The organism is Streptomyces sindenensis, from assembly GCF_014649035.1.
Taxonomy (GTDB): domain Bacteria; phylum Actinomycetota; class Actinomycetes; order Streptomycetales; family Streptomycetaceae; genus Streptomyces; species Streptomyces sindenensis.
The window spans coordinates 312,285-325,323 of record NZ_BMSG01000002.1 but is presented as its reverse complement, the minus strand read 5'-3'; the positions used below and the strand labels follow the sequence as shown (position 1 = coordinate 325,323).

Sequence of the window (13,039 nt, the reverse complement as noted above, 5' to 3'; positions counted from 1 at the left end):
TCGTCGATCAGGGTCGCTGGTGCGGAGGCATCGGGTTCTTCGGCGCCCCGGCGGAACTGGGGCTCGCCCGGACGATGGTGATGACCCGGTCCGTCAACTGCAGGGGGCTGGCCGCCGGGTCGTCGTAACCGAGCAGCCGGTGTCCGCGCAGCACACTGACGACCAGGTCATCGGTCTCCCGTACGTTCTTGCCCACCTCGGCCTTTATGACCGGGCGTTCGACGAGGTCGAGGCCGCTGCCCTGCTGGATCAGGTCCTCCATCACGGTGCCCGCGCTCGGGCTGAGCACGGAGAGGCCGAGCAGCCGTCCGGCGGCACTGGCGCTGGTGATCACCGCGTCCGCGCCGGACTGCCGGAGCAGGGGCGCGTTCTCCTCCTCACGGACCGCGGCCACGATCTTCGCTCCGCGGTTCAACTGGCGCGCGGTCAGCGCGACCAGGACGGCGGTGTCGTCGCGCTGGGTCGCGATGATGATCTGACGCGCCTTCTGGAGCTCGGCGCGCAGCAGCACATCGCTGCGGGTGGCGTCACCGAGCACGCCGGTGTATCCCTCGGCGTTGGCGGCCTCGATCACCTTGGAGGCCGGGTCGACGACGACGATCTGTTCCTTCGACAGGCCGGTGGTACAGAGGGTGAGAATCGCCGAACGGCCTTTCGTGCCGAAGCCGACGACGACGGTGTGGTCTCGCAAGTTGGCTCTCCAACGCTTCAGCCGGAAGTCCTCCCGGGTCCGCTCCGTGAGGACCTCGAGAGTGGTACCGACCAGGATGATCAGGAACATCACGCGCAGCGGTGTCACGACCACCACATTGATCAGCCGGGCTCCGTCGCTCTGCGGCGTGATATCGCCGTACCCGGTGGTGGAGAGGGTGACCGTCGCGTAGTAGATCGCGTCCAGCAGGTCGACCTCGCCGTCGGCGTTGTCGTTGTAGCCGCTACGGTCGAGCCAGACGATCAGCACGGTCGCGGCCAGTACGAGCAGCGCCATCAGCAGGCGCTTGGCGACCTGGCGGGCCGGGCCGACGGCCACCCGGCGCGGGAGCATCACCCGGGTCGGCAGGACCAGTTCGTCGGCTCGCCTGGCCATCGCATCGTGGCCGGGAAGTTTCACGTGAAACACCCTTCTGTCCACGGCGTCGCCGGGGCCCATGGGAGATCCAGAATCTCCACCTCGGTGCCGGACCGTACCCCGCCCGGCGGCACTACAGCCAGTCCGTCCGCCGCGGCGATCCCGCGCAGCATCGCGGGCCCGTTGTAGCGCAGCGGCGCGACATGGTCCCGGCCGCCCGCCCGGCCCGGCCGGTGGACCACGGGGACGAGGCGGGTGTCGTGGGGATGGCCGTGCACCTCGGCATGGACGAGGGCCCGGTACGGGTCCTGGGCGGGGCGGCCCGCGAGGCCCGCGAGCAGTGGTTCCGCGAGCGTGAGCAGACCCGATACGGCCGCGAGCGGATTGCCGGGCAGCCCGACGAGATACGGCCCGTCCGGCGCCAGCCGGGCCAGCAGCATGGGGTGGCCGGGACGGACCGCGACCCCGTCCACCAGCAGTTCGGCCCCAAGGGCGTCGAGGACCGGGTGCACATGGTCGACCGGACCGGCGGCGGTGCCCCCGGTGGTGACGATCAGGTCGGCGTCGGAGGAGGTGAGGGCGGAGCGCAGATCCCCGGCGTCGTCCCCGAGCCGGCGCGGGGCGGAGACCTCGGCGCCGAGGGCCCGCAGCCAGGGGCCGAGCATGGGGCCCAGAGCGTCCCGGATCAGCCCGTCGTGCGGCAGACCGGCGTTGAGGAGCTCGTCGCCGAGGACGAGGACGTCGACGCGCGGACGGGGCACGACGGGCAGTGCGTCGTACCCGGCGGCCGCGGCGAGGCCGAGCACCGCCGGGGTCACGACCGTCCCGGCCGGGACGAGCTGCTCGCCCGAACGGCACTCCTGGCCCCGGGGTCTGATGTCCTGTCCGGTGACCACGGACCGCCGGGCGTGCAGCAGCCCCCTGGCCTCGTCGACATGGGCGTGCTCGCTGCGGATGACCGCCGTGGTGTCGGGCGGTACGCGGGCGCCGGTGGCGATCGGTACGGCGGTGCCGTCGGCCAGCGCGGCGGCCGCGCCGCGGCCGGCGAGAAGCCCCGCCCCGGTCTCGAACGCCCAGGGCCCGGGCCCGGCGACCGCCCAGCCGTCCATGGCCGAGGTGTCGAAGGACGGCAGATCGGTGAGCGCGCCGAGCGCCTCGGCCAGCACGTGCCCCAGGGCGCGGTCGAGCGGCAACCGGATCGTCGCGGTCGGGCCGCCCCGCCCCGCCCGGGCCGCGATGGCCCGCGCCCGGTCCCAGGAGGGGGGTGTGGGCGTGGGCTTCGCGGTGCCGCCCGGGGAGGGCCGGCCGGGGTGGGGCGGCCGTCCGCTGCCGGGTGCCGAAGCGTTGGCGGCGGTGGCGGTTCCGGCGGTGGTGGCGGTGGTGGCGGTGGTGGCGGTGGTGGCGGTGGTGCGATCGTCGTGCGGGGCGTTGTCGCGATCGTTGTACGGGGCGCTGTCGCCGCTCCGGCGGGTGTGCGGGTCGTTGCTCGGGCCGGGGTTCGGGTTCTCGTCCCGGGGGTCGTGGGGGTCCCGGGGGTCCTGGGGGTCCTGGGGGTCCTGGGGGTCCTGGGGGTCCTGGTGGTCCTGGGGGTCCTGGTGGTCCTGGGGGTCCTGGTGGTCCTGGGGGTCCTGGCTGCGACTGGGACGCCCGCCCGGCCCGCCGGTCCGGTCGGACCCGCCGACCAGGGCGAGTGCCTGCTCGACGGCCCGCTCCTCCTCCTCGCGTGCGCGATCACTCGCGGGCCCGGCGGGACGGAAGTCGCTGCCGGGCTCGCGGTGCGGCCCGTCGGAGCCGGTCACGGTGCCCCGGTCCCCTCGCGGCCCGTGCCGGGCTTCGCCCCGCCCGTCGACCCGCCCGCCGCATCGCCGCCCTCACTCGCCGGTTCTGCCGACCTCGTCGGCTTCGCCGCCTCCGCCGCCTCCGCTTCCCAGCGCAGCGCGAGGGCGGTGGCCTTGCGCGAAGCCTCCGCGACCGCCGCGGCGGCCTCGTCGGGGCCCGCACCGGCGCTCGCCCTGGCCGCCGCGTACCCGACCAGGAAGGTCGTGAGCGGGGCGGCGGGCCGGGCGACTCCGTGCGCGGCGTCACGGGCGAGGTCGAGCAGGACACCGGTGTCGACGTCGAGTTCGATTCCCAGTTCGTTCTTGACCGAGGTGATCCATTCGTCCAGCACGGCCCCATGCTCCCTGATCCGGGCTCGGGCGGCGGCGATGTCGTCCCAAGTGTCGCAGTCGAACGCGGCGTCAGGGCCCGCGTCGATCCGGGCGAGGTCCAGTTCGGCCGTCAGCAGCCGGAGCGGAAGCCCGGCGAGGCTCCCGTGCTCCGTGGCGATCAGGGCCAGCTCCCGGCGGAGCGGCTCGGCCCGGTACGCGGCCACGAGCGGCTGGTCGCGCCCGTCGGGACCGGTGCACAGGGCCCCTTCCCCTCCGGGCTGTACGGCGACGGCGAGCAGCGCGTCGACGGTGCCCGGCCCGAGGAACGGAAGGTCGGCGGAGAGTACGAGAACGAGGTCCGCCGTCGTCAGCCGCAGCCCCGCGTCCAGCGCCGCCAACGGACCTCCGCCCCGAGGCACTTCCCGGGTCCAGAGGACCGGCCGGACGGTCACGCGACGGTCGCCCACCACGACGGTACGCGTCGCGCCGTCGCATGCCGCGAGGACCCGGTCGAGCAGCGCCCGGCCGCCCACCCGGACTCCTGGCTTGTCGGCGCCGCCGAGCCGCTTCGCGGCCCCTCCGGCAAGGACGATCACGTCGTAGGCGGTCATACGTCGAGTATGGGCGGCGCCCCGGAGCGACGCCCCCGCCGGGGTGGCCGGAAGACCGGCCACCGCGACAGGGGCACCCGGCGGCTACAGGGTGCGCAGCAGCACCGCCGGCTGCTCCACGCAGTCCGCCACGTACCGGAGGAAGCCGCCCGCCGTTCCGCCGTCGCACACCCGGTGGTCGAAGGTGAGGGACAGCTGGACGACCTGACGTACGGCCAGTTCGCCCTGGTGCACCCAGGGTTTGGGCATGATCCGGCCCACGCCGAGCATCGCCGCCTCCGGGTGGTTGATGATCGGCGTCGAACCGTCGACCCCGAACACCCCGTAGTTGTTCAGCGTGAACGTGCCTCCGGTCAGCTGGGCCGGGCTGAGCTTCCCGGTGCGCGCCAGCTCGGTCAGCCGGGCGATCTCTGCCCCGATCGACTCGGCGTTACGGGTGTGCGCGTCCCGGACGACCGGGACGACGAGGCCCCGCTCGGTCTGGGCGGCGAACCCGAGGTGCACGCCGGGCAGCCGGACGATCTCCCGGGCCTCCGTGTCCACGGTGGCGTTGAGCTCGGGGAACCGGCCCAGCGCCGCCGTGCAGATCCTCGCCAGCAGGGCCAGGACCGACACCTTCGGCCCGGCGGACGGGCCCGTGGCGGCGTTCATCGCGGCCCTGACCGCCATCAGCTCGGTGGCGTCGGCGTCGACCCAGCAGGTGGCGTCGGGAATCTCGGTCCGGCTGCGCGAGAGCTTGTCGGCGACCGCTCCGCGGACTCCGCGCAGCGGGATCCGCTCGGCGTCCGCGGCGGCGGCTACGCCGTTCGGGGCTGCCGCCACGGCTGCCGTCGGGGCCTGGGCCTGCACCGGGGCCCGGGCCGCACGCGCCGTCGCCGCCGCGGTCTCCTCCGCCGTCCGGATCGCCCGGTCGACGTCGGCGCGCAGGATCAGCCCGTCGGGGCCCGAACCCGCCAGCCGCCGCAGATCGATGTCGTTCTGCCGGGCCAGCCGGCGTACCAGCGGAGAGACCACCGGCACGGGCCCCTCGGACGCCGCGGCGTCGGCGGCCGGGACCGTGACCACGGGGGCTTCGAGCACCGGGGCCTTCACCACCGGCGCGCGGGAGACCGGGGCCTCGGTCACCGTCCGGTCGAGCCGGTTCGGGCGGATGCGCCGGCGGCGGGCGGCCGGCGCGCCGGTCCCGTACCCCACGAGCACGTTCCCCGAGCCGCCCGAGGGCTCCGTGCCGGAGCCGGAATCCTCGCCGGAGCCGGAAGACCCCTCAGGAACTCCGACGGCGACCGTCAGCAGCGGGGCGCCGACGGGGAGTTCCGTGCCCTCCTCGCCGAACCGCGCGGTCACCACGCCCCCGTAGGGGCAGGGCACCTCCACCATCGCCTTGGCCGTCTCGACCTCGACGACGGGCTGGTCGATGGCGACGACATCGCCGACCTCCACCAGCCAGCGGACGATCTCGGCCTCGGTCAGTCCCTCGCCGAGGTCCGGCAGCTTGAATTCGAGCACCTGGGCCATCAGCTGTCCGCCTCCCACTGCAACCGGGCCACCGCGTCGAGCACGCGGTCCACTCCCGGCAGATGATGCCGCTCCAGCATGGGCGGCGGGTAGGGGATGTCGAACCCGGCCACCCGCAGCACCGGAGCCTCCAGATGGTGGAAGCACCGCTCGGTGATCCGGGCCGCGATCTCGCCGCCGGGACCGCCGAATCCGGGGGACTCGTGCACGACGACCGCCCGCCCGGTGCGCCGCACCGACGCGGCCACCGTCTCGTCGTCGAACGGCACCAGCGACCGCAGGTCGACCACTTCGAGGTCCCAGCCCTCGGCGAGGGCCGCCTCGGCGGCCTCCATGCAGACCGGCAGCGAGGGCCCGTACGTGATCAGGGTGGCGCTGCGCCCGGGCCGGCGCACCACGGCCCGGCCGATCGGCTCGACCGCGGCGGGGGCTTCGGGCGACCAGTCGGCCTTGGACCAGTAGAGCCGCTTGGGCTCCAGGAAGACCACCGGGTCGTCCGAGGCGATCGACTCCCGCAGCAGCCCGTACGCGTCGTCGACCGTGGCCGGTGTGACGACGTGCAGGCCGGGGGTGGCCATGTAGTACGCCTCGGAGGAGTCGCTGTGGTGCTCGACCCCGCCGATCCCGCCGCCGTACGGCACCCGCACGGTGATCGGCAGCGGCATGGCTCCGCCGGTGCGGTTGCGCATCTTGGCGACATGGCTCATCAGCTGCTCGAACGCCGGGTAGGCGAACGCGTCGAACTGCATCTCCACCACGGGCCGCAGCCCGTACATCGCCATGCCGACGGCCGCGCCGAGGATGCCTGCCTCGGCCAGCGGGGTGTCGGTGCAGCGGTCGTCGCCGAACTCCTTCGCCAGCCCGTCGGTGATCCGGAAGACCCCGCCGAGCGTGCCCACGTCCTCACCGAGCACGTGGACGGTGGGGTCCTCGGCCATCGAGTCGCGGAGCGCGCGCCCGAGTGCCTGCGCCATCGTGGCCGGTTTCGCCTTCACGGGGCGGCCGTCGGCCGTCACTGCCGCCGTGGTCATCGTCCTGCCTCCGGGCCGTGCTCGTCGTGGTCCTGCTCGGCGTCCAGCTCGGCGCGCAGGGCGGCGGCCTGCTCCCGGAGCTGGCTCGTCTGCTCGGCGTACACATGGGTGAAGAGGTCCATCGGGGTCAGCTCCGGATCCGCGTTCATCCTCTCGCGCAGGGCGGCGGCCATGCGTTCGGCGGCCTCCTTCGCCTGCTCGATGCCCGCGTCGTCCAGCAGCCCGCGCTCCGTCAGCTCACGCTCCAGCAGCCGCACCGGGTCGTGCGCCTTCCACGCCTCGACCTCGCTGTCGACCCGGTAGCGGGTGGCGTCGTCGGCGTTGGTGTGGGCCTCCATGCGGTAGGTGACCGCCTCGACAAGCGTCGGCCCCTCGCCGCGCCGGGCCCGCGCCACGGCCTCGCTCAGCACCTGGTGCACCGCCGCCGCGTCGTTGCCGTCGACCAGGCGGCCCGGCATCCCGTATCCGACGGCCTTGTGGGCGAGGGAGGGGGCGGCGGTCTGCTTGGCCAGCGGCACGGAGATCGCGAAGCCGTTGTTCTGGACGAAGAAGACGACCGGGGCCTTCCAGACGGCCGCGAAATTCAGCGCCTCGTGGAAGTCGCCCTCGCTGGTGCCGCCGTCGCCCACCATGGCGAGCGCCACCACGTCGTCGCCCTTCAGCCGGGCGGCGTGCGCCAGCCCCACGGCGTGCGGGAGCTGGGTGGCGAGCGGGGTGCACAGCGGGGCGATGCGGTGCTCGCGCGGGTCGTAGCCGGTGTGCCGGTCGCCGCGCAGCAGGGTCAGCGCCTCGACCGGGTCCAGACCGCGCGCGACGGCCGCGAGCGTGTCGCGGTAGCTGGGAAAGAGCCAGTCCCGCTCCTCCAGCACCAGGGCGGCGGCGATCTCGCACGCCTCCTGGCCGGTGCTCGACGGGTAGACCGCCAGCCGGCCCTGCTTCGTCAGCGCGGTGGCCTGGGCGTTGTAGCGGCGCCCGCGCACCAGCTCCGCGTGGAGGCGCAGCAGCAGCTCGGGGTCGGCGTCGGCGACCGCGTCCGTACCGAGCACCCGGTAGGGCTCCGGGTCCGGGAGCAGCGGGGCGGGGTCGGTGATCGGCTTCCAGGCCGGGGGCGGCGTGGGCCGGTAGGCGGCCGCGCCGGGCAGCTCTTGGACCGTCATGAGAAGCACCTCCTGGCATCGAGGGAAATCGAGGGGTGTCGATCGGCGGTGTCGAGTCGATCGGCGGTGTCGATGGGTGTCGAGGGTGTCGATCGGGAGCGGGGCATCGGGAGCTGGACGGGGCACAGGTGTGGCGTGCCTCACCTACCGATTGTTCGGTCGCAAGCGCATTTTGGCTACAGGCGCCGCCAGCCTGTGGACAAACGGTTCTCCACAGCCTGGGATGGGTACAGGTCGTCCACGACAGGGAGGCGCGGGCCGATGGCAGCTGAACAAATGGCCGACAGGGGCGAGGAGCAGGACCGGACCCCGCCCGCCCCGACACCGTCGGCCGCCGCCCCCGCGGGCCCGGAGCCGGGGCCGGCTCCGGGCCCGGTTCCGCCCGCGCGGCCGCTGGACGCCATCGACCGCGACATCCTGCGGATCCTCCAGACGGACGGCCGCGCCTCGATACGGTCCGTGGCCGAGCGGGTCCACGTCTCGCGCGCCAACGCCTACGCCCGGATCAACCGGCTCGTCGAGGACGGCGTGATCCGCGGCTTCGGCGCCCGGGTCGACCACGAGCGGGCCGGCCAGGGGGCGTCCGCGTACATCACGCTCAAGATCGTGCAGAACTCCTGGCGCACCGTGCGCGAGCAGCTCCAGGCGCTGCCGGGGGCCACGCACATCGCCCTGGTCAGCGGCGACTTCGACGTACTGCTGCTGGTACACACGCCGGACAACCGGGCGCTGCGCGAGCTGGTCCTCACCCGGATCCAGTCCATCCCCGAGGTGCTCTCGACGCGCACGCTGCTGGTGTTCGAGGAGACGGACCTCGGGCCGCTCCCGGACCGGTCGGCCGAACTCGCCTGAGCGCGCCGTGCGCGGTCACCCGATGCCCGGACGGGCTCGGCGAGCTCAGCCGGCTCGGTGAGCTCAGTCGGCTCGGTGAGCTCAGTCGGCTCGGCGGGCGCCGCTCGCCCGCATTCCCTCGAAGGCCAGCTGGACGACCGTGTCCGCGAGCTGCTCCTCCCCGGGAAAACCGCCCGGCTGCGGCCGGTACCACTCGACCAGGGAGTTCACCATGCCGAACAGCAGCCGGGTCGCCAGCCGTATGTCCACGTCGGCCCGGAGATCGCCCTCGGCGACCGCGGCCTGGAGCAGCTCCGCCACCCGCTGGTCGAACTCGCGGCGCCGCTCCAGCGCCCAGCGCTCCGTCTTCGTGTTGCCGCGCACCCGCAGCAGCAGGGTGACGTAGGGGACCTCCTCCATCAGCACGTCGACGGTCCGGCGCGTGACGTACTCGACCCGCTCCACCGCGCGCCCGCGCTGCGCCCCCGGCTCGTCGAGGATGGCGAAGAGCCCGTCGAGCGCCCGGCTCACGGCCAGGCGCAGGAGCTCCTCCTTGCCCGCCACATGGTGGTAGATGGAGGATTTCGAGATACCCGCCGCCCGGGAGAGATGCTCCATGGACGTGCCGTCGTAGCCGCGCTCGTTGAAGACACGGACGGCGACGGTGAGCAGGGTCTCCGGTGTGTACGTGTCCCGCTTGGCCGTGGTCATGTCCGCGATCCTCCCCCATGAGGGATCAGCCCCGCACAGGCGGGGACCATCGAAGTTGTCCACAGGTTCCCGGAGGGCCCCTTGTCCCGACCGATCGTTCGGTTACTCTAACTCCGTCCGTACGTCCCCGCCCGGCTCGATGAGGAGTTGGTCCGCCATGGCCTCCGCGCTCACCCCCCAGCAGCTGTCCGAGACCCACCGGCCCACGCTCGACCGGGCCCTCGACGTGATCAGTACCCGCGCGTACTGGTCGCCGCACCCCGAGCACCCGAAGGCCTACGGCGAGGGCGGCGCCCCGGGCAGCCTCGGGGCGGCGGAGGGCAAGGCCGCCTTCGACGCGCTGCTGGGCACCCGGTTCGACCTGGGGCAGCCGGGCACCGATGGCTGGGTCGGCGGCGAGACCTCGCCGTACGGCCCCGAGCTCGGCGTCGAGTATCCGCACGCCGACCCGGACGTCCTGCTGCCGGCGATGAAGGCCGGCACGGCCGCCTGGCGGGCGGCGGGACCGGAGGTCCGGGCCCTGGTCTGTCTGGAGATCCTGTCGCGGATCAGCGCCCGCACCCATGAGCTGGCCCACGCCGTGATGCACACGAGCGGTCAGGCCTTCATGATGGCGTTCCAGGCGGGCGGCCCGCACGCCCAGGACCGCGGCCTGGAGGCCGTGGCGTACGCCTATCGCGAGCAGGTCCGCACTCCCGACACGGCCGACTGGTCGAAGCCGCAGGGCAAGCGCGATCCGCTGAAGCTGCACAAGTCGTTCATCGCCTCCGGACGCGGCGTCGCCCTGGTCATCGGCTGCAACACCTTCCCCACGTGGAACGGCTATCCCGGCCTCTTCGCCTCCCTCGCCACGGGCAATCCGGTGCTGGTCAAGCCCCACCCGCGCGCCGTGCTCCCCCTGGCCCTCACGGTGTCCATCGCCCGCGACGTCCTGGGAGAGGCGGGCTTCGACCCGAATCTGGTCGCGCTGGCCGCCGAGCGGCCCGGCGAGGGCATCGCCAAGACCCTGGCGGTCCGCCCCGAGATCCGGATCATCGACTACACCGGCTCCACCGCGTTCGGCGACTGGCTGGAGGAGAACGCCCGCCAGGCCCAGGTCTACACGGAGAAGGCCGGCGTCAACACCATCGTCGTCGACTCGACCGACGACTACCGGGGCATGCTGGCCAACCTGGCGTTCTCGCTCTCGCTGTACAGCGGCCAGATGTGCACCACCCCGCAGAACCTGCTGATCCCCCGGGACGGCATCGCCACCGACGCCGGCGCCAAGTCCTACGACGACGTGGTCGCCGACCTCTCGGCCGCCGTCACCGGTCTGCTCGGCGACGACGCCCGCGCCGCCGCCCTGCTCGGCGCACTGGTCAACCCGGATGTCAGGGCCCGGGTGGAGGCCGCGGGAGCGCTGGGCGAGGTCGCGCTGGAGTCGCGGACGGTCGCCAACGCGGAGTTCCCGGACGCGGTCGTCCGTACGCCGGTCGTCGTGAAGCTCGACGGCACCAAGCCCGACGACGGCGCCGCCTACCTCTCGGAGTGCTTCGGACCGGTGTCCTTCGCCGTCGCCGTCGAGTCGACGGACGCCGCCCTGGACCTGCTGCGCCGCACGATCCGGGAGAAGGGCGCCATGACCGTCGGCGCGTACACCACCTCGCCCGAGGTGGAGCGCGCGATCGAGGACGTCTGCCTGGACGAGTCGGCCCAGCTCTCGCTGAACCTGACCGGCGGGGTGTACGTCAACCAGACCGCCGCCTTCTCCGACTTCCACGGCTCCGGCGGCAACCCGGCGGCCAACGCGGCCCTGTGCGACGCGGCGTTCGTCGCCAACCGCTTCCGGGTGGTGGAGGTGCGCCGCCAGGCGTGACTAGCGGGTCTCCCGCGGGTCCGGGACATCGGCGTACCGCTGGATCCACGCGTGCATCGCGATGGCCGCGGCGGCTCCGGCGTTGATGGACCGGGTCGAGCCGAACTGCGCGATCGAGCACACCGTCGTGGCGTGCTCGCGCGCCTCCTCGGTGAGGCCCGGCCCCTCCTGTCCGAACAGCAGGACGCAGCGGCGCGGCAGCTCGGTGCGCTCCAGGGGTACGGCGCCGGGGAGGTTGTCGATGCCGATGATCGGCAGCCCCTCGGCCGTCGCCCAGGCGGTCAGGTCGGCCGTGTCGGAGTGGTGGCGGACGTGCTGGTAGCGGTCGGTGACCATGGCGCCCCGCCGGTTCCAGCGCCGCCGGCCCACGATGTGGATCTCCTTGGCCAGGAAGGCGTTGGCGGTCCGGACGACCGAGCCGATGTTGAAGTCGTGGGTCCAGTTCTCCACGGCCACGTGGAAGTCGTGCCGCCGCAGGTCGAGATCGGCGACGATCGCCTCCCGCGTCCAGTAGCGGTAGGCGTCGCCGACGTTGCGCCGGTCGCCCCCGGCCAGCAGCTCCGGGTCGTAGCGCTCGTCGTCGGGCCAGGGCAGCGGGTGCGGCCCGACGCCGATCGGCTGGCCGTAGCCCTCGTCGTACTGGAAGGGTTCCGCAGGGGGTTCTTGGGTTCTGCCGGTCTCACTGCTCACCCGACGAGCGTATGGCCCCCGCCGCCGCCCTGGAGCCGGGGCTCCTCCGTACCGCCGTGGCCGTCCCGCGCCGGACCGTCCGCCGGCCGGCCGGCCGGGCCGTCCGGGCCGTCCGCGCGGGCGGGCGTCCCGGGCTTCCCCTGCGTACGGGACCGGCCGGGCAGCCGGGAGAGCAGTCGCCGCCTGCCGATCGTGGCCCGGGTGCCGAGCCACACGAGGAAGGCCGTCGGCAGGAACACCGCGTCGGCCGCGATCATCGCCATGGAGAAGAAGGGCAGCCCGAGCAGCAGGGCGATCCCCGCGTGCTCGCCGATCATCATGACCAGCAGGACGTTCTTGACCCGCCGGTTGAACAGCGTGAACGGGAAGGCGACCTGGACGATGACCGTGCCGTACGTCAGCACCATCACCATCAGCCCGCTGGCGCCCAGGGTCTCCGAGAGGGCGGGCCAGGGGGTGAAGTAGTCGAGGTTGAGCGGGTAGTGGAGCGCGGTGCCGTCCTGCCAGCGCGAGCCCTGGATCTTGTACCAGCCGGCGGTCGCGTAGATCAGGCAGACCTCGGCCATGATCACGGCGAGCGTGGCGTTGTGCGTGAGATTGGCCAGCACGTCGAACAGGGTGCGGGGCTCGCCGTGCGGCGCGTACCGGTTCACGACCCACCAGGCGGCGGCGGAGAGCCAGAGGATCCACAGCAGCGTCGGCAGCCACCAGGTGCCGCCGAGCCCGCCCATCAGGGTGGCCGTCACGAGAACGTGGCCGAGGACCACCCAGAGCACCGGGCCCACGATGTCCCGGAGGGGCGGGAGTCCCTCGGCGGCACGCTGCGCGTTGCGCGCCGCGCGGCGGGCGTCCAGCGACCAGACCTGGGCGCAGCGTGTCAGCACCAGGTAGATCGCCATGAGGTGGACGACGTTGTCGCCGCCGTCGCCCATGAAGATGCTGCGGTTCTGCACGGAGAGCACGCCGACCATGAAGAGGACGGACATGGTCCGGGTCCGCCAGCCGAGCATCAGCGCCGCCGCTGACAGCAGCGTGAGGGCGTAGACCGCCTCGAACCAGACCGTGCTGTCGGTCCACATCAGGACGGAGAAGGCCCGGTTGCCCTCCGTGAGCTGACGGGCGAGGTCCCAGTGCCACGGGCTGTCCGGACCGTACAGCTCATGGCGGTGCGGCAGCTCGCGCAGCAGGAAGAAGAGGTAGGTGGCGGCGAAACCGATCCGGACGACGGCGCTCTGGTACGGGCCGAGGGCCGAAGCGGTGACGCGCTGAAGGCCACGGGCCAGCCCACCACCGGGGCCGCCGGAACGTGGTGCCCGGGGCCCGGCGGGCTGCGGGCCGGTCAGCCGCGATGCAACCGACGGCGGGGCCGGGTTCTGCGGGACCGGGTTCTGCGGGGCCGGGTGCTGCGGGACCGGG

Annotated in this window: 11 protein-coding genes; 2 read left to right on the top strand and 9 right to left on the bottom strand. The window is 73.4% G+C overall.

The features are described from left to right. Positions 1 to 7: 7 nt before the first annotated feature. The 6 genes from IE145_RS04755 to pdhA form a co-directional block, all read right to left on the bottom strand. Positions 8 to 1,150 (bottom strand): potassium channel family protein, encoded by a 1,143-nt coding sequence (locus IE145_RS04755; protein ID WP_189519068.1) that lies wholly within the window; start codon positions 1,148 to 1,150, stop codon positions 8 to 10. Then, positions 1,108 to 2,868, bottom strand: a complete 1,761-nt coding sequence (locus IE145_RS04750) for a molybdopterin molybdotransferase MoeA (protein ID WP_189519066.1) — start codon at positions 2,866 to 2,868, stop codon at positions 1,108 to 1,110. Before IE145_RS04750 ends, IE145_RS04755 begins: the two co-directional genes overlap by 43 nt. Then, positions 2,865 to 3,830 carry a DUF6457 domain-containing protein gene (locus IE145_RS04745; protein WP_189519064.1) on the bottom strand — a complete coding sequence of 322 codons (966 nt, stop codon included), beginning with the start codon at positions 3,828 to 3,830 and terminating at the stop codon, positions 2,865 to 2,867. The genes IE145_RS04750 and IE145_RS04745 overlap by 4 nt, the downstream gene beginning before the upstream one ends. A gap of 84 nt (positions 3,831 to 3,914) precedes the next feature. Beyond that, positions 3,915 to 5,345: a dihydrolipoamide acetyltransferase family protein gene (locus IE145_RS04740; protein WP_189519062.1), complete on the bottom strand. Its 1,431-nt coding sequence runs from the start codon at positions 5,343 to 5,345 to the stop codon at positions 3,915 to 3,917. Then, a complete protein-coding gene (locus tag IE145_RS04735) occupies positions 5,345 to 6,376 on the bottom strand; it encodes an alpha-ketoacid dehydrogenase subunit beta (RefSeq protein WP_189519059.1) in 1,032 nt (343 codons plus the stop codon). Before IE145_RS04735 ends, IE145_RS04740 begins: the two co-directional genes overlap by 1 nt. After that, the gene (gene pdhA / locus IE145_RS04730; RefSeq protein ID WP_189519057.1) at positions 6,373 to 7,533 is read right to left on the bottom strand and encodes a pyruvate dehydrogenase (acetyl-transferring) E1 component subunit alpha; all 1,161 of its coding nucleotides are present in this window, start codon (positions 7,531 to 7,533) and stop codon (positions 6,373 to 6,375) included. The genes IE145_RS04735 and pdhA overlap by 4 nt, the downstream gene beginning before the upstream one ends. 276 nt (positions 7,534 to 7,809) lie before the next feature. Here pdhA and IE145_RS04725 point away from each other — a divergent pair, with 276 nt between their 5' ends. Continuing rightward, positions 7,810 to 8,385: an Lrp/AsnC family transcriptional regulator gene (locus IE145_RS04725; protein WP_189519291.1), complete on the top strand. Its 576-nt coding sequence runs from the start codon at positions 7,810 to 7,812 to the stop codon at positions 8,383 to 8,385. Positions 8,386 to 8,466: 81 nt separating this feature from the next. On the opposite strand, the gene IE145_RS04720 is transcribed toward IE145_RS04725, so the two are convergent. Beyond that, complete coding sequence (locus tag IE145_RS04720) at positions 8,467 to 9,075, bottom strand: TetR/AcrR family transcriptional regulator (RefSeq protein ID WP_189519056.1); 609 nt, start codon at positions 9,073 to 9,075, stop codon at positions 8,467 to 8,469. A 157-nt stretch (positions 9,076 to 9,232) separates the two neighbouring features. On the opposite strand from IE145_RS04720, the gene paaN reads away from it, so the two are divergent. Continuing rightward, on the top strand, positions 9,233 to 10,933 hold the full coding sequence (gene paaN / locus IE145_RS04715) for a phenylacetic acid degradation protein PaaN (RefSeq protein WP_189519055.1): 1,701 nt from the start codon (positions 9,233 to 9,235) through the stop codon (positions 10,931 to 10,933). Here paaN and IE145_RS04710 read toward each other — a convergent pair whose 3' ends face one another. Together IE145_RS04710 and IE145_RS04705 are read right to left on the bottom strand one after the other, a co-directional pair. Further along, entirely contained in the window at positions 10,934 to 11,623 is a 690-nt protein-coding gene (locus IE145_RS04710; protein WP_189519054.1) for a TrmH family RNA methyltransferase, read from the bottom strand. It lies immediately after the preceding gene. Next, positions 11,620 to 12,966, bottom strand: a complete 1,347-nt coding sequence (locus IE145_RS04705) for an HTTM domain-containing protein (protein ID WP_229825354.1) — start codon at positions 12,964 to 12,966, stop codon at positions 11,620 to 11,622. The genes IE145_RS04710 and IE145_RS04705 overlap by 4 nt, the downstream gene beginning before the upstream one ends. Positions 12,967 to 13,039: the final 73 nt, after the last annotated feature.